The sequence below is a fragment of the Vibrio sp. CJQ_6 genome, assembly GCF_043106745.1.
In the GTDB taxonomy this organism is placed as follows: Bacteria; Pseudomonadota; Gammaproteobacteria; order Enterobacterales; family Vibrionaceae; genus Vibrio; species Vibrio furnissii.
Window position 1 is genome coordinate 1 of sequence record NZ_JBICMV010000031.1, and the last position, 20720, is coordinate 20720.

21 protein-coding genes and 1 tRNA gene are annotated in these 20720 nt (G+C 43.5%); 11 read left to right on the plus strand and 11 right to left on the minus strand.

Annotation, left to right across the window (positions count from 1 at the left end):
• On the plus strand, positions 1–810 hold an 810-nt coding region (locus tag ACF8PK_RS17695), incomplete at its 5' end, for a hypothetical protein (protein ID WP_392442810.1).
• 247 nt (positions 811–1057) lie between these two features.
• Here the strand turns inward: ACF8PK_RS17695 and ACF8PK_RS17700 are convergent.
• The 5 genes from ACF8PK_RS17700 to ACF8PK_RS17720 all read right to left on the minus strand — a co-directional run bounded on the left by ACF8PK_RS17700 (position 1058) and on the right by ACF8PK_RS17720 (position 8013).
• Positions 1058–2242 carry a reverse transcriptase family protein gene (locus tag ACF8PK_RS17700; RefSeq protein WP_212571199.1) on the minus strand — a complete coding sequence of 395 codons (1185 nt, stop codon included), beginning with the start codon at positions 2240–2242 and terminating at the stop codon, positions 1058–1060.
• Positions 2243–2407: 165 nt separating this feature from the next.
• A complete protein-coding gene (locus ACF8PK_RS17705; protein WP_078231037.1) occupies positions 2408–3673 on the minus strand; it encodes a hypothetical protein in 1266 nt (421 codons plus the stop codon).
• A gap of 251 nt (positions 3674–3924) precedes the next feature.
• The gene (locus ACF8PK_RS17710; RefSeq protein WP_078231038.1) at positions 3925–5571 is read right to left on the minus strand and encodes a UvrD-helicase domain-containing protein; all 1647 of its coding nucleotides are present in this window, start codon (positions 5569–5571) and stop codon (positions 3925–3927) included.
• Complete coding sequence (locus ACF8PK_RS17715; RefSeq protein ID WP_078231039.1) at positions 5568–7487, minus strand: ATP-dependent endonuclease; 1920 nt, start codon at positions 7485–7487, stop codon at positions 5568–5570. Before ACF8PK_RS17715 ends, ACF8PK_RS17710 begins: the two co-directional genes overlap by 4 nt.
• 316 nt (positions 7488–7803) lie before the next feature.
• Positions 7804–8013 carry a helix-turn-helix domain-containing protein gene (locus ACF8PK_RS17720; RefSeq protein WP_078231052.1) on the minus strand — a complete coding sequence of 70 codons (210 nt, stop codon included), beginning with the start codon at positions 8011–8013 and terminating at the stop codon, positions 7804–7806.
• Between the two features lie 105 nt (positions 8014–8118).
• Here ACF8PK_RS17720 and ACF8PK_RS17725 point away from each other — a divergent pair, with 105 nt between their 5' ends.
• From ACF8PK_RS17725 to ACF8PK_RS17760, 8 genes are all read left to right on the plus strand, one after another.
• A complete protein-coding gene (locus tag ACF8PK_RS17725; protein WP_078231040.1) occupies positions 8119–8658 on the plus strand; it encodes a hypothetical protein in 540 nt (179 codons plus the stop codon).
• Position 8659: 1 nt separating this feature from the next.
• On the plus strand, positions 8660–9967 hold the full coding sequence (locus ACF8PK_RS17730; RefSeq protein WP_176133555.1) for a HipA domain-containing protein: 1308 nt from the start codon (positions 8660–8662) through the stop codon (positions 9965–9967).
• Between the two features lie 60 nt (positions 9968–10027).
• Positions 10028–10222 carry a hypothetical protein gene (locus ACF8PK_RS17735; protein WP_078231042.1) on the plus strand — a complete coding sequence of 65 codons (195 nt, stop codon included), beginning with the start codon at positions 10028–10030 and terminating at the stop codon, positions 10220–10222.
• 6 nt (positions 10223–10228) lie between these two features.
• Entirely contained in the window at positions 10229–10426 is a 198-nt protein-coding gene (locus ACF8PK_RS17740; protein WP_078231043.1) for a hypothetical protein, read from the plus strand.
• Positions 10427–10439: 13 nt separating this feature from the next.
• A complete protein-coding gene (locus tag ACF8PK_RS17745) occupies positions 10440–10820 on the plus strand; it encodes a transcriptional regulator (protein ID WP_078231044.1) in 381 nt (126 codons plus the stop codon).
• A 371-nt stretch (positions 10821–11191) separates the two neighbouring features.
• A complete protein-coding gene (locus tag ACF8PK_RS17750) occupies positions 11192–11359 on the plus strand; it encodes a hypothetical protein (RefSeq protein ID WP_016790919.1) in 168 nt (55 codons plus the stop codon).
• A gap of 39 nt (positions 11360–11398) precedes the next feature.
• Positions 11399–11704 carry a helix-turn-helix domain-containing protein gene (locus tag ACF8PK_RS17755; protein WP_016790918.1) on the plus strand — a complete coding sequence of 102 codons (306 nt, stop codon included), beginning with the start codon at positions 11399–11401 and terminating at the stop codon, positions 11702–11704.
• A complete protein-coding gene (locus ACF8PK_RS17760; protein ID WP_016790917.1) occupies positions 11685–12644 on the plus strand; it encodes a reverse transcriptase family protein in 960 nt (319 codons plus the stop codon). Before ACF8PK_RS17755 ends, ACF8PK_RS17760 begins: the two co-directional genes overlap by 20 nt.
• A 141-nt stretch (positions 12645–12785) precedes the next feature.
• On the opposite strand, the gene ACF8PK_RS17765 is transcribed toward ACF8PK_RS17760, so the two are convergent.
• The 5 genes from ACF8PK_RS17765 to rpsU form a co-directional block, all read right to left on the minus strand.
• Positions 12786–12863: transfer RNA gene (locus tag ACF8PK_RS17765), tRNA-Ile, on the minus strand.
• A gap of 304 nt (positions 12864–13167) precedes the next feature.
• Positions 13168–15054 (minus strand): RNA polymerase sigma factor RpoD, encoded by a 1887-nt coding sequence (gene rpoD / locus ACF8PK_RS17770; protein WP_392442816.1) that lies wholly within the window; start codon positions 15052–15054, stop codon positions 13168–13170.
• A gap of 97 nt (positions 15055–15151) precedes the next feature.
• The gene (dnaG, locus tag ACF8PK_RS17775) at positions 15152–16897 is read right to left on the minus strand and encodes a DNA primase (RefSeq protein WP_004724206.1); all 1746 of its coding nucleotides are present in this window, start codon (positions 16895–16897) and stop codon (positions 15152–15154) included.
• Between the two features lie 118 nt (positions 16898–17015).
• Positions 17016–17459 carry a GatB/YqeY domain-containing protein gene (locus ACF8PK_RS17780; RefSeq protein ID WP_014205786.1) on the minus strand — a complete coding sequence of 148 codons (444 nt, stop codon included), beginning with the start codon at positions 17457–17459 and terminating at the stop codon, positions 17016–17018.
• A gap of 28 nt (positions 17460–17487) precedes the next feature.
• Entirely contained in the window at positions 17488–17703 is a 216-nt protein-coding gene (rpsU, locus tag ACF8PK_RS17785) for a 30S ribosomal protein S21 (protein ID WP_001145625.1), read from the minus strand.
• Between the two features lie 231 nt (positions 17704–17934).
• On the opposite strand from rpsU, the gene tsaD reads away from it, so the two are divergent.
• Together tsaD and ACF8PK_RS17795 are read left to right on the plus strand one after the other, a co-directional pair.
• The gene (gene tsaD, locus ACF8PK_RS17790) at positions 17935–18954 is read left to right on the plus strand and encodes a tRNA (adenosine(37)-N6)-threonylcarbamoyltransferase complex transferase subunit TsaD (RefSeq protein WP_014205785.1); all 1020 of its coding nucleotides are present in this window, start codon (positions 17935–17937) and stop codon (positions 18952–18954) included.
• A gap of 139 nt (positions 18955–19093) precedes the next feature.
• Complete coding sequence (locus ACF8PK_RS17795; RefSeq protein ID WP_154180754.1) at positions 19094–19912, plus strand: alpha/beta fold hydrolase; 819 nt, start codon at positions 19094–19096, stop codon at positions 19910–19912.
• A gap of 69 nt (positions 19913–19981) precedes the next feature.
• Here the strand turns inward: ACF8PK_RS17795 and plsY are convergent, their stop codons facing one another.
• Positions 19982–20587 (minus strand): glycerol-3-phosphate 1-O-acyltransferase PlsY, encoded by a 606-nt coding sequence (plsY, locus tag ACF8PK_RS17800; RefSeq protein WP_004723816.1) that lies wholly within the window; start codon positions 20585–20587, stop codon positions 19982–19984.
• Positions 20588–20720 lie beyond the last annotated feature (133 nt).

Sequence of the window (20720 nt, forward strand, 5' to 3'; positions counted from 1 at the left end):
TGGGATGCCGATGACTTCATCGAGTTAGAGCCTCGCCTGTTAGAGGCAAAGAGACGTAACTTAGAATGTCCTGAATGTAGGGAGTTTGCTTGGTTCAATCGAGGCGTGGAAGGTCGCAAAGATCCATTCTTTAGTGCTCACCATTTGGAAGATTGTGATTTGAGAACGGAATATGTTCGAGTACCAAATGGCGAGTTTGATGAAGAGGGGATTGAACAGGGTGACGACATAATTGTTAGGCTAGATGAAGAGGTTGGCGGAGAATTGGAAGTTGCTCCACCTCAGCATCCTAATGGTAGACATCGAGAAGGTGGTGGAAGAACAGTAAGAGTCGGTGTTGCTCAACAGAACTTCGCTCAACAGTTTACATTGAGACGCATATTGCATCGATTGCGACAAAGTGAAGCGTTCAGGGACTCTTATAATTCAATCACATTCTACAGAAGCAATAACGAGCCTTTGGTTCAGGGGCAAATCCGCGATGTGATTACTCATTTTGATGACATTGATGTTCACGGAAATTTTAGTGATGGAGTCCAATTCTTTTGGGGACCAATTGCTTCGACGGGATACACCGACGATGGGCGGCTTTGGCTAAATTCCTCTATGCGTAGGAATGACGTAAGTGTGGTCGTTTATAGCGATATCGTTGATGAATTTCTTGAGCGATTTGATGTCGATGATATCGAAGATTTGGTTGGTGCCTATGTTTTAGTTGCTGGTAATGGCTGGGTATCAGGTAACACCGATAAACCAATCATCTGGTGCGCATCAGCCAATAATATCTTCGTACGTCGTTACAACAATTAGGCATTTTTATAGTTTTGCTCGTCTAGATCACATCAATCGGATAGACGAGCTTTGGTTTTTATAAGCACACGATTTGAAACACTTAGATGTAGTAACTCATACTTGAACTTGCATATCCGCTGGTTAGTCACGACTAGATCACACAGTCAGCCTGCTGGTATCATAACTCACAATTGAACAGAACCTTGTTAGTGATGATCGATTACTATTACGACATAAAACCCATATAACAGTTCGAACAGTAATATTAATTAAAAGGTAATGATGGCCAATTTATTGACTCGTAGAGACTTTTAACTTTTGAGCCAAATTTGGGGTCGATACTTAAAGAGTAACTAACTAAGCCTTTTAGGTGATTATTAAATCCAATTACTGAATCAAATTTTTGGTGTTTTGCATGCTGAACTGGTCCTACACTTTCTAGATTACAAAAATGTAGGTGGCGAAGTATATTCGCTTTAAATTCCTTTGTTAACTTTGGCTTATTGCCATCGACAATAAGACCGAGTACGACTTTTCGACTTCCAGGGGAGATGATTTTTGTTTTGTTTTTCTTAGGTGAAAACCCATTAGAATAAAGAGAATCATAAATCTCTCTTATTAACCTATAACAGTTTTTTCGACCAAATTTGATATCACAAGAAGAAAATGTTAGATCATCTGAATATCTTGTATAACGAACACCATAGCTAAGAGCTATTTTTGTTATCTTTTCATCAAGTTCTCGAAGAACTAGGTTTGCTAGAAGTGGGCTGGTAGGAGCACCTTGAGGTAAGCTACCAATTACATGAAAGTTATAATTCTTGTTGTTATAATTTTTATGTGCTCTCCATCTTGAGTGACTATATTTTTCAGCATGTTCTTTTTGGTAAGGTACGATGCGAGTACATAGTCGAGCTAACTGAAAAGAAAGTAGCTTGGAATAACCTGAGCTGAAAAATATCTTGTAGATATCAACTTCAGATATATTTTCGAAAAAATCTTCTATGTCAATTTTAAGCAACCACTTGGCCTGACGATGGACATTTGCTACGTCTACAATCTTACATCCTTTATTGTATGCCATGCTTGATGGATGGCTTTTTAGGTTATGAAGAATAAACTGATTTATATACTTTTGAACTCTCAATAGATTTTTACTTGGCACACAAATGTATCTTTTACTTTTTGTGTCTTTTTTTCTTATTGCAAATATTCTGTAATAGTCTTTACCCGATGAGTTTTCACCTGCTCGCTTGGTAAGCTTATAGACTTGATCGTAATCAACGCCACTCAACTTAGCTAAATGTTCCAAATTAAATATAATCGGAATATTTAATCCTTTATTAGTAATTCTGTCACCAATAGCTACGGCATTATTGATTATATCAGTAGGGATACCCTGGCTTCTTGCTTCTGATATGTACAACTGAGGGCGCCAAATATTATTCATCTACTTCTACTTTTCGCTCTTGATAGGGAGCATTGAGGTATTTGATTCGCAACGAGTCTACGAGTGGCCGCGAAGTAAATACCTCAACGCTCCACTTTGCCTCTGCTGCTCCGAAGGTTGCAAAATATGCTTCCCCGTAAACTGTTTAAGTTTACAACGCTAGATCTAATCTGACGCCCTCAGCGTACTAGGGAAGTATAACGGATCATATTCTTCAAACACAATAGGCTCTTTTGACCTTTCGCGTTCCAATTTTTTGATGATTGCGACGCCATCATCGGTAAGCCTATTTGATTTAGATATCCAACCGTAAAATTTTGCAGTTGATAATAATCGCTCAACATAATCTATATCTAGGTTAGTCCGAGCGGATATTGCAACATTTGTTCGAGGTGGACGGTATAATGAAGCCATAATAGTAACTAAGTTTTTGGCATCGTGATTGTTAGATTCAATCCAACTAGCCTCGGAAAGTTCTCTTTTTTTCCACCTATCTAATAGTGTACGATATGGTATTTTTCTTTCCCCAGGCTCTAGTTCTCGACTAAGTTCACTAGTAACTCTAGATGGAAAGAGAGGCTCCCAGTTCTTTGCTCTTTTGAAAAAGACGACAGGGCAATTATTAGGCATACCGTGCGAATATGCTATTAATGCACCTGTACTAGAATATCCTAGCATCGGTAGCTTGTTAGAAGAGTTTGCTTTTTTTCCATATACTTCACACAAGTTGACTATTCTAGCTCTTATTTTGTCCTGTTCGAATTGATTAAATATTGTCGGGCATGGAATAACATAATCTACTTTTGGCGTTGTTTTATTGTTTTTTAAATGATCTATCGACTGTTCTGTAGCGGTGTAACAAACAACATGAAAGTCTATATACTTTAAAGACTTCCAGCTTTTAATGGATGCAACTTTCCAAAGTGAATTTAAGCATTTCGATACTTGGTCTCCTGAGCCTATAGTATCCGCCAGTAGTATGAATTTTCTTATTTTTTTACTTCTTATCTGCTCGGCAGTGGGATGAAGAAAATATTTTGCATTGTTACTTCTCATAATACTTGTCGCAATACTTCCTACAACACCTTCACTTCCCACTTCATCACTATAACGCTTAATTGATTCTATAGGCTGCAATGCCGCCCCATAAGCACGGTGCGGCGTTTTAGAGCTTTGCTTGTAAAACCTTTGCACACCATATCTATTTTTCCTAATTTCTCTTTCTAAAAATAGTGCAACTGTTCCTTGAGTGCTATTTGCGATCTTTTTAATTTTATCTTCGAGCTTGACCTTAAACTCTCTTTCAGAGACCCATACAATACTATCTAAAAGACTCGCAGCTAACGGTTGATCAATGACATCAAACTGATCTAGCCATTTTATGCCTATTTCAGTAGACGATGCTTTATGCTTAACGTGACAATTGTTCATACTTTAATTTTCATTGTTAGGCGAAAAAATATAAATAGTTATAGATTCATTTATGCAATGTAAAAGTTAGATGTATCCTATACAAAAGCATTTATAAATCCTTGGTTCCCTTAACTGAAGTATGCCAAGAGCTATCTTTGAGAACTTTGAAAATGCGATTGCCTATATCATTCATCTTTTTTATCTACGTATTCTTACTTATTGTGTAAAGATTGCATTCAGACTAATTCAACAGAGTTCTAGATGTATGTTTATATCAGACACCCTAAAAACCTTTCTTGTCTATGCCTTTGGGTATACCATATTCCACAGTGACCAGCAGGCCTAGAGCGAAAGCCGACATGTGTTAGCAACAACCTTCGTTTTGCTCTTGAAACTCCTACAAAAAATGCACATAAGTTTTCATCTGGGTTTCCCCAATAGCTTTCAGTTTCAACGCCTAGTAGAACGACAGAATCAAACTCTAGTCCCTTGCTTTTATGAACTGTAAGTATTCTAACTGCTTGATCATCCTCAAAACGCTTCAGGGACGTTTGGAGATCGAGTCCAGTAGACATCAATTGATCTATCTGTGAACAAGTATCATTGAGCACCTCACGTAAACGTGACTCAGTTTCATAATCATGTGACAGAGACATTAATTCTTGGAACCCTACTTTTTCAATGAAACGCTTCAAGCAATCCCACCTTTTGGGGTTTTCAGGAACTATAGGATTTTGATTAATCGCCTTTTTCTCTTCTAGAATGAAACGTTGCCAGTTTTGGACCAGTTCACCCTTTTCATCGTCATCATCAGTGAAGGGAACTAACTTTTCCATTAAGCGAACCCATGCTGAAGGTTCCTGCTTGCCAAAAGTGCTTAATAGGAAGTCTACAATTAGGCGTGCGGCTGGCTCAACAGTTATGTCCTGCAACTGTTGTTCATTCCTATATGGTATACCTCTATCACGTAGAGCAACCATAAGCCTCATTGCATATAATTCAGGTTGGTTCTTGATTAACACAGCTATCTCAGAAGGAGGAACACTTTCTTCATTTATCCACCTTTGGATTTGCTCTGAAAGATAATCGGCTTCTTCTTGGCAGTTCTGAAAAGGGTGAACTTTTATATGGCCTTCTTCTCCCGCGATTTGCTCTTCAGGCATCACTGATGCGGGATCAAGAATTTTGACGATTTCATTTTGCAATCGAAGAAGTTTGGGCTGTGAACGAAAGTTTCGGTACATATTGAGTGGAACAGCTTGGAAGTCTTCTTTAAATGCCTCAAAAATACCGTCAAGAGCACCAGCCCAGCCCATAATTTTTTGCTTTGTATCGCCTACAGCAGTAAGGCGAATATCTGTGCTTTGAAAGGCTACCTTAATAAGCTCATACTGATAGTTTGTGCAATCCTGAAACTCATCTAAAAAAACATCTGTATAGGTTTGCCTCAATGCGTTTCTAGCAACGGGGGATTCTTTTAATATCTTTATTGCAAGCGGAACTAGATCTGTAAAATCAATTTGCTTGTGAAGGATTTTGGGACCGATTGTGAAACCAGGCTCTAAGGCTTCATCCCCAGTCAATATTGGACGAAAACGGTCAATTATTCGCTTTGCAAAAGCATGGAATGTATAGCTGTCAAAACGTGATGAAAGCTCAGCACCACATCTACGCTTGATCCGTTCTTTTAGATTACTACTTGCATCTACCTTAAATGAAATAGCAAGTATACGTTTGGGGTAGCGACATGAGCCTGTACGAAGTAAAAAGTCAGCTCGCTGAGCGAGCATTTCTGTTTTGCCAGCGCCTGGACCAGCGGTTAAAGCTAAGCTGTATTCACGCTCTTTAGCTGCTCTATAAGCGTTAGGCTCCAATACTAATCCATCAGCTGGTTGCCAACTCTCGACTCTAATCATTCAGGAAGCTCCAACAATATTTCTTTTGCAGAATCTACTAGCCGTCCCAATGACGGAGGAATATGTGCTAGGAGTTGTTCATCAGATAATCTAGAGAGAGCTGTAATATGCTCCGCTGGCTTACTTCCAACTTTGAATAACTTGTGATACGTAATAAACAACTTCTGCTCATCATCACTATACTCTGAAGCTTCAGTACGAGATTTACCTAGTACCGCTTTGATATTTGGGAGTTCTGGTTCAACTTGATCATCTGCTTCTATATTAAATGCGGTAGGAAAAGCGCTGAGCATTGCGAAATCCAAGTCCATTGGATAAGAGAAAAACACTCTACGCTTTTCCAATTCCATTAGATAATGAGGAAATGCTCTAATTTTATGCTGAGGATGATTCCATGTTGGGATATTTTCGTATCCATCAGTTAACTGAAGAGCTGGTTTATGTAGTTTTAACTGATCATTGGCTGTTTTGATACGTCCCCAACCACCTTGATGCCTTCCTACATCGAGGTCTAAAAGTGTAATATGAGGAATATTTAACCCTTCAAGAAGCCTCCAGAAATGGTTTACATGTCGCCCACCAAGAGGAGCCACAGTAATCCCAAATGCGTCAACAGGTACTCCTTTAGATTCTAGTAATCTAGGTATTACGATTTCTTCACTATCCCCCTCCCCAAGGATAACCAAACGTGAAAAATATATCTCAGGGAAGGATTTTACTGCCTGAGAGACAAACTTATGAGCATCACCTGAGTGTTCCTTATCGGGCAACTCGATACTTGCAATAGTTGTTTCTCTGTCTGGGTTCAAGCGAAGATAACGTATTTGTTTTGGCTCGATACGTCTCAGCATTGATGGTGCATGAGTTGCTATTAGGGCTTGCGCATCCCCGTGACCGACCATTTCTTTAAGAGAGCTTACTATTCTTCCTAAATAGTGAGGGGATAGGCTATTTTCTGGTTCTTCCACGGCAATTAACGTAAACACAGGAGGTCTAAGCTTATCTGGATCAAAAGATTCATCGCCTTGTAGTACTGAGCGGCCAATAGCCTGGGATGAAAGAACCAAAGACAAATACAGCATCGATTTTTGGCCATCACTTAATCGAGAAAAATCGACATTAGCTTCATCGTGTCCAGGAGAAAAAGAAATAGAAAGGTGGCGAAGCAATGATTCGATTTCACTTGCAACAAAAGTAATTTGGGGCTGTGTAAAAAACTGTCCTTTATGTAAACGAGACCACGAATCTCGAATGCTTGTACTCAAGGCATTAACTGATAAGTTAGCTGCGAGACTTGCGCTGATTTGGTCTGTATGTCCCTTCACTGCTTCTCGCTCAGTCTCCCAGTTAACAGCCCTTAGCATTCGCCCTAACAAAGCATTCGCACCAAAGGTAATATGTTCAGCGGGGTCACGTCTAGCTGGAAGGTAGTGTATTTGAATCTGACTTCGGTCTGTGCGTGAAACTTTAGCCGTACTTTTAGGCTGCTGGTTGTCGTCTACCTCTAATACGTATATTAATGACTCATCTATATCACCATCAATACCCATAGACGCTTCTAGTCGAAACCTTACCCGTGGAGTATCTTCTCCGTCTACCAATCGCATGTGACCAAAGTGTGGTGAAACAGTAGTGTTATCTCCCTCTTCATGTAATTCAGGGAAAAGAAAATCAGCCTCAATCCAAAGAGTTCTTTCTTCAGGTTGCTCTGATTCGTTGTGTGGAACATGAAAATCAGATTTTCTTATCCGACGTAGAGATGGATCAAACGCGAACATTCGACAAAGCGCTTGAAGAGCTGCTGTTTTTCCTGAGCCATTTGGACCGATTAGAAAAGTTAAATCGTCAAGAGAGATTTCAGTAGAGGTTGATCCATAGCTTTGAAAACAGGAGAGTCGTAATTTATCAAGTTTCACTATTTCGCCTCATTCTATTGTTAAAATAGCTAAATCAATAATCATTAGGTTGACTATGCAACCAGGATTTATGAATTATACACATTTAGTTCTTACAAAGACTTGATGGTGAATACGTTTCTTATCTCCTCATGTCACATGAACTTTGAAGGTGATAGCAGTAGTCCAAAATACGCAAATAACCTCTGCTAGCGTTGGCGTATCAGCGAAGTATGAAGCAAAAGTGCTTTTGGGGTAGGTAGCAATCAGACTACTTGCTTTAAATCACGATTTTCAGGTGAGATGGTTAGGTTCGAGCAATGGCAAGTCACAGTAGTTAAGGTAACAACTCTTTAGGGTCACAGCCTAGGGTCTCCGCAATCTTATATAATTTTTCAAGCGTAATATTTACTTCACCACGCTCAATACGCCCGATATAACTTCTATCTACTTTAGCTAGAATCGCGAGCTTGTCCTGAGAAAGGCTTCTCGCTTTCCTTACTTTTACAATGCGTCTGCCAACGGCTATTGCAAGCATCTTGTTCATGTTTTTTATTTGCGAAATTAATTTGTTGAACAATCGCATGTTGCGGCATAGTTAGCCACGGACTATAATCCTCAAAATGAGTTTTGATGGTTATTTTTTGTGCAGATGAAGATAAAAATTAGAAAAGAGTTATTTCTCGCTATTTATCACAATGAACATTTCTCAGCTAACGACCTTAAGTCTTTACCACTGGACATTGATGGAGAGGAGTGCTTATCAGATGAATATGTTGAAAAAAAAATGAAGGAGATGTCGCTCATCGGTGCCGTTCTTTCATGTGGCTTCGATAAACATGGAGATGAAAAGTTCTCCAAGGGATTTATGTTCAATCACATCGACTGGGATGTCGTGGATTATGGCAATTACAATGAGAACTCTAGTTATTTTGCTCTCAAGGAAGAAAGTCTTTTGACGAAGCTCCAGGATAAATTATCTTGTTTATCAAGGTCTTATTGCCTCAATAAAAGAGCCTGGAAGTATTTTGATTTGTTATGTACTCAACATTCAGAACTTCGTCCATGCTTAGAGCAATTCATATCCGAGCATGACAATCGTAGATTAGACATCCAAGCTGAAATTCTGGCAGTAGAAAATGCGATTAACTTATACAAAGACATAGCACTACCAGTAGAGAATAGGAGTTAATTTGTACAAGCCTATACTTTACGCATATGCCACAAACAACAACATGCTCGTAGGGCAATTTGCCCAACAGTCGAAGAGTCACCTATTATTCTCTTATTCTGATGAGTGGTTAGCGTATCATTCAGCCTTCCCGCTCTCGTTAAGCCTACCGCTAATGAAAGGTGAGGTTTCATCATTTAATATATTGAATTTTATAAACAACCTCCTTCCTGACTTAACGGGTGAGCGATTAGAACTCGCTCGCTCAGTAGGTGCGCAATCTGTCGATGCGCTCACTTTACTCTCTAAAATCGGACACGACTGTACAGGAAGCATTTCGTTCACTGACTGCAAGGAGCCTCCAGTTGTAGGATGGGAATATCGAGAACTATCTGCAAGTCAATTAGATGAACTCGTTACTCAGCGTAAGTCATTTCTTCCTTTTTTTGGTGACTACCGTCCGTGTATTTCAGGGACACAACCCAAAACAACGCTAATGAAGTTGAATGACAAGTGGTACGTACCGCAAGGAAAATCAATCACTAGCCACATTATCAAGTATCCGATGGGGGCGATTGCTCAAAATAACTCAGTGCTAGATATGAGAAGCAGTGTTGAGAATGAATTCATTTGTGCTCAAATTGCCAAGAAGCTTGGTTTTAATGTACCTAATGTCGAGATAATTACTACAGCGTCAGGAGCTAAAGCCCTAGCTGTAGAGCGGTTCGATAGATGTTTTGGTAGCAGTGTCGCATCTCGTAGGCATCAAGAAGATTTTTGCCAGATTTTCGGCGTGCCTGAAACTAAAAAGTACCAATCGGAGAACCAACTGGGCACTTCTAAGATTGCTGATTTTCTAAACGCTTCTACAAAAAGCCATGAAAATACTCGCGATTTCTTTAAATTTATGATTTTACAGTACCTTTTGGGTGCAACTGATGGTCATCTAAAAAACTTTTCGGTGCATATTGATTCCAATGGATTCCATCAACTCACACCATTCTACGATTTACTGTCTGCATATCCTGCTGTAGGTCCTAAAGGGTTAAATAAGAGAAAGCTAAAGTTGTCGATGGGTCTAAAAGCATCCAAGGGATATAAATACCATGTCAACAAAATTTGCTTACGACACATAGAGCAAACCGCTAATCAGTTCGGTATTAGTCATGCTGAATGTCATGAGATTGTCTCAGACCTTCTCGCTCAATTCAGTGATGCACTTAGCTCGATAGACAAACGATTTCCAGAGGAAGAGTTCGCATTTGTAAAGGACTCCATATTTCAACATGCCACTGAAAACGTCGAGAAGTTAAACAGATCAATCAAGTAAACATCTTGGGTAACAATTACTACCCTTTTTGTAAACTTACTCGCTAGTGATGAGGGAAAGATGACTGACGCTACTACTAATGAAAGTAACATGACTCTTGATTTGAGGCAGTCTTTCGCTCTGTTAAGTGTCGATCAGAGCGGCATCGTAACGATGAAATTTGGTGATGAAGTAACGGTTTTTATGAACGACAAATGCTCTGCAATCGCTACAGATTTGTTAAAAGTGATCGCGTCAATAAAACAACGGGAGTAGTGAGTAATGAACAATGAGGAAGATAAAATTAGTGAGCTGACAAAGCCGTCTTGTGAAAGTCAAAACGTTGATCGCTTTCTAGATTTACTCGAAAAAGACATAGAGCAACATCCTAATAAATTGATCGTTCCTTCTCAAGAAATGAAAGAACAATTAGACGATACTGTCGGTGAATATTCAGTCGATTTAGATGGCGACTATTAGGAATAAGGATGGTATGAAAGCAAAAATCGGCATTCTATCAGAAGAGCTTGCTCGTAAGTGCATGATTCGCATTGCAGAAGGAAAAGTGACGTCTGAAGAACCTTATCCTCAATTTTTGTTTGAGTCACTGGCTGTGCTTTCACAACTGTTGTCTAACGAAAATGTTGAACTGCTGAATTTAATTGCTCGCGAAAAGCCAAACAGTCTTGATGAGCTTGCTGAAATGAGTGGGCGCAGTATCAAGGATGTTACTGATACGTTTGAAGCTCTTTCATCTAAGGGCTTTGCTTATCTGGATATGAGGGGAAGTGAATCTCGACCAATAGCGTTGTTTACGACATTCGAGATCGTCATGGGCAGCTATCTACTCTTGGAATCCTCTGATCGTACCTGATTTGAATAACTTAGCCTGACTGGGTTGCCTACATTTCAAGAAACTGCTCGCTCGGTGAAATGACTCAAGTTGCAAGCTAATGCAACTTGATGTATTGTTTTTAGTACGTTGTGGTGTGGGATATCCTCGTCACTTATTGAGCTTATTTAGCTCGTGGGAAAACGAAAGTTTTCTGCCTTTTTGACCCATACATGCCTAGCAGTGACCATGATGAGCACCGTTCAGAACATGTGGGAATTCGAACCTTGGGACGAAACCAAGGTTCGTCGAGACGGGGGCGTGTGCTGATCAATCCTTTCTCTGTAATTGGACGAACCCAAACTTTTTACTTCGTACTGGCGAGGGGGTTTGGGGATTACGGAGGGCATAACATGTCAAATAACACGCAACGCGATCAGCAAGTAAACATTATTAAACCAACAAAGCGAGAGAAGCGCCAAAAGCAATTCAAACGCTTCCTTAAAGCTCTTAGTTGGCTATATCGTATCTGGTATTGGTTCAACTTTCTTCTAGGTCTATTTGATGGTGGTGATACCTAATGTTTGCTCCCCCTAGTTTCGAAACATGAGGCCATTCATATGATTCATAGAGCGCTACGTTTGATACGTCAGTATCATGACCTTTCTGTAACTAAATTAGCGGAAGAATTTCGCATGCCTAAGCAATATTTAGATGGAATAGAGGCAGGCACAAAACCTGTTAATAATGACATTCTTGAAAAATATGCCTATAGATTCGATATTCCTATCTCTTCACTAGTGATGTTCTCTGCACAAATTGCGAATGAAAAAAAATTAGCTAAAAAGTTTAGAAAATCTTTAGCAGGTAAAATCCTTGACGTAGCAGAATGGGCGATGAGTAAAAATGAAAAAATCAAAGCTTAAAATCAAGACGAATGGCAAAGAATATTCACTGAAAGACTCCCCCTTCTATAATATTAAAACTAAAAAAAGGCTATCTATTCTAATTGGTTGTACGCTTAGCGAGCTTAAGGCTTTTTCTAAAGATCAAGGTAACTACCATGAATTCCTAGAAAAAAGTACAGGTGGAAAAAGTCGAAAGATACAACAGCCAGTGAGAGGGTTAGATAGAATCCATACCCGAATAGCTAGTCTTTTATGCAGAATCGAAACACCTGATTATCTACATTCAGGGAAAAAGAATCACTCTAATGTATCTAATGCAAAGACCCACGCAGAAAAGCACTTCGATAACGTTCCAACTATGACTACAGATATAAAGTCATTTTTCCCATCTACAACTAGAAAAATGATTTTTTCTTTTTTTTACTCTGTAATGAAGTGCAGTGCTGATGTTGCTGACGTTTTAGCTGATATTTGTACTATTCACAAGTTCTTACCTACAGGCAGCAGGATTAGCATGCCTCTTGCGTTTTGGGCAAACTCTAGAATGTTTGAAGAGCTAGAAGCACTATCTATAAAACATGATATCGTTATGACCGTTTACGTCGATGACCTTACTTTTTCTGGTTGTAATGTAAACAAACTCTTCAAAACGACAGTAAAGAGGGTTATCGAACGCCACCAACATACAATGCATCCAGATAAAACTAAGATATATAGGAAAGCTGAGCCTAAGCTTGTTACTGGGGTTGTTGTTCATAACGGTGAAATTAGAGTTCGAAATGAGCAACACAAGCAGTTGGTCACAGATTTAGCTTGTTGGAATAGCATTAAAGCGATACCAGAAGCTATTCGAATGCCATATACAAACAGGCTAATAGGGCGATTGCACTCGATGGGGGTAATAGAGTCTGTTTTCAAAGATAAAGCTACTGCCATCAGAAATCAAACGGCAAAATGAGCGATAATCTTTCCTTATCTAGGTAGGGCTATTCCGTTGCTAGGGACAGACAAAGGAGAGCTAACAACCTGTTTGGCGAATCCCGATTAATCAAAATTTGAATATAAAAAAGCCGCATCAAATGATGCGGCTTTTTTATATTGGTGCGCCCACTCGGACTTGAACCGAGGACCTGCCGATTATGAGTCGGATGCTCTAACCAAACTGAGCTATGGGCACGAAATTCTGTAGGGCCGATTTTGCATGGCAAACCATTTGTTGTCAATGAAAAACAAATAGTTGTTAATTAACAACACGCAAAACTATTGTACTTAGTAGCTTTAATTGAATGTTGTAAACTATTAGGGGTTTACACCCGTTCTAACCACTGAGCTAAGGGGCCGAATAGGGGAACGATTATAGGGGATGGGCTGTGGAGTGTCTAGCCGCAAAGTAGGGTAATAGCGCTTAGTTTTTATTCACTTAGCACCATCAATAATAAAAAAGGTGAGCCATAGCTCACCTTTTCTTTTGCAACAAATGCTTACTCGTCGAGGAAGCTGCGCAGTGTTTCTGAGCGGCTTGGGTGACGCAGTTTACGCAAAGCTTTTGCTTCGATCTGACGGATACGTTCGCGAGTTACGTCGAACTGTTTGCCCACTTCTTCGAGCGTGTGGTCCGTGTTCATGTCGATACCGAAACGCATACGCAGTACTTTGGCTTCACGAGGTGTTAGGCCAGCCAGAACGTCACGAGTGGCTGCTTTCAGGCTTGTCGCCGTTGCAGAATCCAGTGGCAGTTCCAGTGTGGTGTCCTCGATGAAATCACCCAGATGCGAATCTTCGTCGTCACCGATGGGTGTCTCCATTGAGATTGGCTCTTTGGCAATTTTCAGTACTTTGCGGATTTTGTCTTCCGGCATTTGCATGCGTTCAGCCAGCTCTTCCGGCAGTGGCTCACGACCCATTTCCTGTAGCATCTGACGAGAGATGCGGTTCAGTTTGTTGATCGTTTCGATCATGTGAACCGGAATACGGATCGTACGCGCTTGGTCTGCGATGGAGCGAGTGATCGCCTGACGGATCCACCATGTTGCGTACGTCGAGAATTTGTAACCACGACGGTATTCAAACTTATCAACCGCTTTCATCAGGCCGATGTTACCTTCCTGAATCAGATCCAAGAATTGTAGGCCACGGTTGGTGTATTTCTTCGCGATAGAAATAACCAGACGTAAGTTCGCCTCAACCATCTCTTTCTTCGCACGGCGGGCTTTCGCTTCACCGATAGACATGCGGCGGCTGATGTCTTTGATGCGTTCGACGGTCAAAGAGGTTTCTTGTTCGATGATCTGCAGTTTTTGGATAGAACGGCGAATGTCATCTTCGTACAGACGAATTTTGTCGACGTACGGTTTGTCAGATGCCAGCACTTGATCCAGCCATGCTTCGCTCGATTCGTTGCCTGTAAAGACGGCGATGAACGATTTCTTCGGCATTTTTGCCACTTCAACCACAGACTTCATGATCAGACGTTCTTGGGTGCGAACGCGATCCATCGAGGTACGAAGGGTATCAACGAGGTGATCGAACTGTTTTGGTGTCAGACGGAATTCACGGAAGACGTCTAGTACCAGATCGGTTGCTTGTTGCGCTTTTGAGCTTTCGTTGCCGTGCTCGTTGATCGCCAATTGCAGGTTCTGGAACTTGTTACGTAGTTCAGTGAATTTTTGCAGCGCTAGCTCAGGGTCGATACCGACTTCTTCTTCGCTATCGTCATCGCTGTTGTCATCACCATCTTCGTCTTCATCTTCGTCGTCATCGCTGTCGACGTCTTTCTCTTCTTCTTCGTCTTCCAGATCCGCACCGCTCAGTTCAGAACCGATGTGGGTTGCTGTTGGCGCAGAAGTTTCTTCTTCGTTTGGATCAACAAAGCCAGAGATCAGATCGGTCAGGCGTAGTTCTTCTGCCTGAACTTTATCAAACTGTTCAAGAATGTATGGGATGGTGCCCGGGTATTCTGCTACGGCGCTTTGAACTTGGTTAATCCCATCTTCAATGCGTTTAGCAATATCGATTTCACCTTCACGAGTCAGTAGTTCAACTGTACCCATTTCACGCATGTACATGCGGACTGGATCGGTCGTTCGACCAATCTCGCTTTCTACGCTTGACAGCGCAGCGGCAGCGGCTTCTGCTGCATCTTCATCAGTGATCGCGTTGTCGTCGTTTAACGCGAGATCATCGGCATCAGGAGCAGTTTCGACTACTTTGATACCCATGTCATTGATCATCTGAATAATATCTTCTACCTGTTCAGAGTCGACGATCTCAGCAGGTAGGTGGTCATTTACTTCGGCGTAGGTCAGATAGCCTTGTTCCTTGCCTTTAATGACAAGTAGTTTAAGCTGTGACTGCGGATTTTGATCCATAGACGGTATCCAACTTCGTATCTGGTGAAGGAATAGTATGCGAAATGCAAACCACGTATATTAACAAATTTATTCGTTGCTGACTATTTAAACTGGGTTACGCTTTTAATTCTAGCATTAACGCTACTAGCTCCCTTTTTTCCTCGGCTGATAAACCGACGCTTCTTTCTTTAGCCTGCAAGTTTTCAATTTGTTTCTCTACGCACTGGGCAAGAATTTTGTCCAATGAGTCTAAAAATAGTTCTTCTTGGTTGTCTTCGACAAGGGGGATTTCCCAGCTTGCCAGACGAGACAGAAGTGCCTCATTTTTACTGTTGCGCCAATGTTCAAGTAATTGGCCTGTTGAGATATGGGGATATTGTCGGCAATTTTCAAGGACCTCGACCAACAAACTCAGCCCCGGAATCGCCAACCCCTTAACGCTGGTAAGGTCAGGTACCATATCAGCATAGCTCGGATTCTGCAGAAGCAAAGCGATAACTTCTCGCATCGGCGTGCGTTTAATTTCTTTGTGCGGCTGTGGCCGACTCTTGGCATCGCTCGGCAAACTCGGTTTTTTGTAAATACCGGTTTTCTGTTCGAGGATTTTCAACAACTGATCTTGTAAGGATTCGTCTGGAATCTTGTTGATCAGGGGCAATGCCATTGCTTCTAGTGCCGCTTTCCCTTCGTTATTGCCGACGTTAACTTGCGACAGCAAGTTGGAGAAGAGGTATTTCGATAACGGCTCTGCCTCGTGCATTTGCTGTTCAAATGCTTCTTTTCCGTACTTGCGCACGTAGCTGTCTGGGTCTTCGCCATCGGGCAAAAACAGGAATTTCAGGATGTTGCCACTTTTTAAGTAGCTCAACGCGTTTTCTAAGGCACGCCAAGCCGCTTCTCGACCTGCGCGGTCACCATCGTAACAACACACCACGGTGTTGGTTTGACGAAACAGCAACTGCAGGTGATCGCCTGTGGTTGATGTTCCCAGTGATGCCACGGAGTAGTCAATGCCGTATTGCGCCAGCGCCACCACATCCATATAGCCTTCGACCACCAAAATCTGGGGTGGTTCACGGTAGGCTTGCAACACTTCGTAAAGGCCGTACAGCTCTTTACCTTTGTGGAAGATGGGGGTTTCTGGCGAGTTCAAGTACTTCGGTGTACCGTCACCCAGCACGCGGCCGCCAAAGCCAATCACGCGGCCACGACGATCGCGAATTGGGAACATCACTCGGCCACGAAAACGATCGTAGCGATTGCCGTTGTCGTTTTCGATCAGCATGCCACCCGACACCAACATGTCTTGGTTGTGGCGGCTCTGACCAAAGTTTTTACGCACCAAATCCCATTCGTCAGCCACGTAACCAATGCCGAACTTCTGAACGATTTCACCCGATAAGCCACGGTTTTTGAGGTACTCAATCGCATCGCGGTTCGAGGACACTTTCAACTGTTGGCGATAGAACTGGGCGATGCTGCCCATTAAATCGTACAGGTTACGTTTTTCTTCGCTGTTGGCGCGCGGTGTATTCTTGTTGAAACCGCCGTTGCTGCGTTCTTCACGAGGCACATCAAGGCCAAGGAATGACGCAAGCTCTTCAATGGCTTCAGGGAACTCCAGACGCTCATATTCCATCATGAAATCGATGGCGTTACCGTGCACTCCACACCCAAAACAGTGATAAAACTGTTTCTCTTGGCTGACGCTGAAAGAGGGGGTTTTTTCGTTGTGGAACGGGCAACAGGCGCTGTAGTTTTTCCCCTTTTTTTTAAGTTTTACACGTGCGTCAATGATGTCGACGATATCAAGCCGAGCCAGGAGGTCATCAATAAAACTACGAGGGATTTGTCCTGCCATAAAACCTAAAAGAAAGAACTGAAATTCAAAGAAACGTACTCGCGTTCAGGCAGAGTACAGATACAAACAAGCCGTGCGTTCCAGAGGATAGCACGGCTTGATGCAATTGGGTGTGGGGTTAAGCGAGTTTAGCGCGAACTAAACCGCTAACTTTACCCATATCTGCACGCCCTTGAATTTGCGGTTTCAATAGCGCCATCACTTTACCCATGTCTTGCATGCCCGCTGGTTCAGCTTCCGCAATCGCACTGTCAATCAGCGCTGCTACTTCGTCTTCACTCAGTGGTTGAGGCATAAATTCCTCAAGAACCGTGATTTCTGCTTTTTCCGCATCAGCAAGATCCTGACGGTTTGCTGCTTCGTACTGCGTAACAGAATCGCGACGTTGTTTAACCATTTTGGTCAGCACAGCAAGAATGTCGTCATCGCTCAGAGTAATCTGTTCGTCAACTTCACGTTGCTTAATGGCTGAAAGGGCTAAACGAATTGTGCCAAGGCGCGGTTTGTCCTTGGCTTTCATCGCTAATTTTTGCTCTTCTTTGAGAGTGTCAATTAGAGCCATAACGTATTCCTTAGTTAGGAATTAGTTATTAGTACAGGCGAACGCGACGAGCGTTTTCGCGAGCAAGCTTCTTAGCGTGACGCTTTTGAGCTGCTGCTTTAGCGCGTTTGCGAACTGTAGTTGGTTTTTCGTAGTGCTCACGACGACGCACTTCAGAAAGGATACCTGCTTTTTCGCAAGAGCGCTTAAAACGACGTAGTGCAACGTCGAACGGTTCGTTTTCACGTACTTTAACTACTGGCATATGCCTTTCACCTCAGGGGTTAATTCGTTAACGCTGGTATTGTGTGACCAAAACAATGATTTGTTTAGTCGTAACCAGCTTGATCAAAAATGGTGCCGAATTTTAATCCGATAGCTACGGCTTTGTAAAGTACTTTGTCGCTTACAGTCTGTACAAAATTTGTTTGTAAAGCCAAGCCGAGGTAACATGACGCCAATTTCGAATTCTAGATGACAGCGTGCTGAGAAAACTATGCGCATTATTGGTATTGAAACCTCTTGTGACGAGACAGGTGTAGCGATTTACGACGATGAGAAAGGATTGCTGTCGCATCAACTCTACAGTCAGATCAAACTTCATGCAGATTACGGTGGTGTGGTGCCAGAACTGGCTTCGCGCGATCATGTCAAAAAAACAATTCCTCTGATTAAAGCGGCAATGGCCGACGCGAATTTAACCCCTGCGGACATTGATGGTGTGGCTTACACCGCAGGCCCGGGGCTTGTGGGCGCGTTGCTGGTTGGCGCAACCATTGGCCGCAGCTTGGCTTATGCGTGGAATGTGCCGGCAGTGCCTGTACACCACATGGAAGGCCACTTGCTGGCACCGATGCTGGAAGACAATCCGCCGCCATTTCCGTTTGTGGCTGTGTTGGTGTCTGGTGGGCACTCCATGATGGTGGAAGTGAACGGCATTGGCCAATACCACATTCTGGGTGAATCGATTGACGATGCGGCGGGTGAAGCGTTCGACAAAACGGCGAAACTGATGGGGTTGGATTACCCCGGTGGTCCCCTGTTGGCGCGTTTGGCGGAAAAAGGCACGCCGGGTCGCTTTAAGTTCCCGCGTCCGATGACGGATCGCCCGGGTTTGGACATGAGCTTCTCTGGTCTGAAAACGTTCACGGCGAACACCATTGCCGCCAACGGTGATGATGAGCAGACGCGCGCCGATATTGCTTATGCGTTCCAAGAAGCGGTGTGTGACACCTTGGTGATCAAGTGTCGCCGCGCGCTGGAACAGACGGGTATGAAGCGCATTGTGATTGCCGGTGGCGTGAGTGCCAATAAACAGTTGCGTGCAGATTTGGGTAAATTGGCTCAGAAAGTGGGCGGCGACGTTTACTACCCGCGCACCGAATTTTGTACCGACAACGGTGCGATGATCGCCTATGCTGGTATGCAACGTCTGAAAAACGGCGATGTGACGGATTTGAGCTTGGAAGCACGTCCGCGCTGGCCGATTGATCAGCTCACGCCGATCAACAATTAATTGGGAACGACGGTCGCTTAGGCGGCCGTTTTTATATCAGTGAATCAAGCGATTAGGCGCCAGTGGTCCATCTGCTCAGAGCTGATGATGCCGAAGGCAGTGGTATAGTCGCGCCAAATTTGATGACAGGAAAAGAAGCATGCACACGTTTAACGTCGACGGGCAGCAAATGCGCTATCAGGATGTAGGTCAGGGGGACGTCATCGTCTTGGGTCACAGCTATTTATGGGACAGCACCATGTGGGCGCCACAAGTGGCCGCGCTCAGTCAGCAGTACCGCTGCATTGTGCCCGATATGTGGGCACACGGTGAATCGGATGCCGCGCCAGCGGCGATGCGCAATCTGACTGATTACGCGCAGCACGTGTTGGCGTTGATGGATCATTTGGATATCGAAACGTTCTCGGTTGTGGGGCTGTCGGTTGGCGGCATGTGGGGCGCAGAGTTAGTCGATTTGGCGCCGCAACGCGTGAAAGCGTTGGTGATGATGGATACCTTTATTGGCTTGGAGCCGGAAGTGACGCACGCCAAGTACTTCCAGATCCTCGATACCATCAGCCAATTGCAAGCCGTGCCGGAACCTTTGGTCGAGGTGGTCACGCCGATGTTTTTTGCGCGCGAAGCCGCTCAGAAAACGCCAGCGTTGGTGCAGTCATTCCGAAGCCGTTTGGCAGCGCTTCGCGGTACCCAAGCGGTGGAAGTGGCGCGCATTGGACGCATGGTGTTTGATCGCCGCGATCTGATGGAAGATGTGGTGGAAAAGTTTGCTTTGCCAGTCTTGGTGGCAGTTGGGGCTGAAGATGCGCCGCGTCCGGTTCTGGAATCGTACTTAATGCACGACAGCATTACGGGCAGTGAGTTGGTGGTGGTGCCAGAGGCTGGCCACATCAGTAACTTGGAACAACCGCAATTTGTGACAGACATGCTGACGCGTTTCTTGGCCAAGGTGCAGGCGTAACGCAAAACGTAAAAAAGGCCGTTAGGCCTTTTTTATTGTGCAGAATCTCTACTCAAGCGAAGACGCGAGTTAATCGAGGCCGCTCGGCTTCTTCTCGCCCACCTTGGGTTCGGTGCCGGCAAATAGGCGCTTAATATTTTGATGATGGCGCAGCACAATCAGGCAGCACAGCATTGCGACGGGCAACGTGTATTGCGGTTTGACCATCCAGGTATAAAACGGGGCCAATAACACCGTGACCAAGGCGGCCAGTGAGGAATAACGAAAGATCACAGCGACCACCAACCAAGTGAGCATGATCATCAACGTGAGGTCGAGCCCAATTGGTGCGATGGCGCCCAAGGCCGTGGCGACACCTTTGCCGCCTTTAAAATGGAAAAATAGTGGGTACATGTGACCCAAGCAGGCCGCAATGGCGATGATGCCGAGCAGCAGTGAATCAATGCCGAGGAAATAAGCACTCCAGACCGGAATGGTGCCTTTGAGCATGTCGCACAACAGTACGGCTACCGCGGTTTTCTTTCCGCCGATGCGCAGCACGTTGGTGGCGCCGGGATTGTGTGAACCGACAGCGCGTGGATCCGGCAACCCCATGACACGGCAGATCAACACCGCGCTGGAGATGGATCCCAACAGGTAAGCGGAAATGATCATAATGAGTGCCAATGGCGTCATAATTGCCTCAACGTGGTGTTTTACCTAAGCGACGGCTCACAAGTCTTTGTAAACCAAGCTCAAAAGTAAAAATTCTGTTCGGATTTCGCATCTTGAGGTGGTTTGGGTATATGATATCGCGATTCGCTAAGAT

What these genes read in the sequence shown, in the direction of transcription:
- ACF8PK_RS17700 (WP_212571199.1), bottom strand. Translation starts at nt 2,242, where the DNA reads ATGAATAATATTTGGCGCCCTCAGTTGTACATATCAGAAGCAAGAAGC.
- ACF8PK_RS17705 (WP_078231037.1), bottom strand. Translation starts at nt 3,673, where the DNA reads ATGAACAATTGTCACGTTAAGCATAAAGCATCGTCTACTGAAATAGGC.
- ACF8PK_RS17710 (WP_078231038.1), bottom strand. Translation starts at nt 5,571, where the DNA reads ATGATTAGAGTCGAGAGTTGGCAACCAGCTGATGGATTAGTATTGGAG.
- ACF8PK_RS17720 (WP_078231052.1), bottom strand. Translation starts at nt 8,013, where the DNA reads ATGAACAAGATGCTTGCAATAGCCGTTGGCAGACGCATTGTAAAAGTA.
- ACF8PK_RS17725 (WP_078231040.1), top strand. Translation starts at nt 8,119, where the DNA reads ATGAAGATAAAAATTAGAAAAGAGTTATTTCTCGCTATTTATCACAAT.
- ACF8PK_RS17735 (WP_078231042.1), top strand. Translation starts at nt 10,028, where the DNA reads ATGACTGACGCTACTACTAATGAAAGTAACATGACTCTTGATTTGAGG.
- ACF8PK_RS17740 (WP_078231043.1), top strand. Translation starts at nt 10,229, where the DNA reads ATGAACAATGAGGAAGATAAAATTAGTGAGCTGACAAAGCCGTCTTGT.
- ACF8PK_RS17745 (WP_078231044.1), top strand. Translation starts at nt 10,440, where the DNA reads ATGAAAGCAAAAATCGGCATTCTATCAGAAGAGCTTGCTCGTAAGTGC.
- ACF8PK_RS17750 (WP_016790919.1), top strand. Translation starts at nt 11,192, where the DNA reads ATGTCAAATAACACGCAACGCGATCAGCAAGTAAACATTATTAAACCA.
- ACF8PK_RS17755 (WP_016790918.1), top strand. Translation starts at nt 11,399, where the DNA reads ATGATTCATAGAGCGCTACGTTTGATACGTCAGTATCATGACCTTTCT.
- ACF8PK_RS17760 (WP_016790917.1), top strand. Translation starts at nt 11,685, where the DNA reads ATGAAAAAATCAAAGCTTAAAATCAAGACGAATGGCAAAGAATATTCA.
- rpoD (WP_392442816.1), bottom strand. Translation starts at nt 15,054, where the DNA reads ATGGATCAAAATCCGCAGTCACAGCTTAAACTACTTGTCATTAAAGGC.
- dnaG (WP_004724206.1), bottom strand. Translation starts at nt 16,897, where the DNA reads ATGGCAGGACAAATCCCTCGTAGTTTTATTGATGACCTCCTGGCTCGG.
- ACF8PK_RS17780 (WP_014205786.1), bottom strand. Translation starts at nt 17,459, where the DNA reads ATGGCTCTAATTGACACTCTCAAAGAAGAGCAAAAATTAGCGATGAAA.
- rpsU (WP_001145625.1), bottom strand. Translation starts at nt 17,703, where the DNA reads ATGCCAGTAGTTAAAGTACGTGAAAACGAACCGTTCGACGTTGCACTA.
- tsaD (WP_014205785.1), top strand. Translation starts at nt 17,935, where the DNA reads ATGCGCATTATTGGTATTGAAACCTCTTGTGACGAGACAGGTGTAGCG.
- ACF8PK_RS17795 (WP_154180754.1), top strand. Translation starts at nt 19,094, where the DNA reads ATGCACACGTTTAACGTCGACGGGCAGCAAATGCGCTATCAGGATGTA.
- plsY (WP_004723816.1), bottom strand. Translation starts at nt 20,587, where the DNA reads ATGACGCCATTGGCACTCATTATGATCATTTCCGCTTACCTGTTGGGA.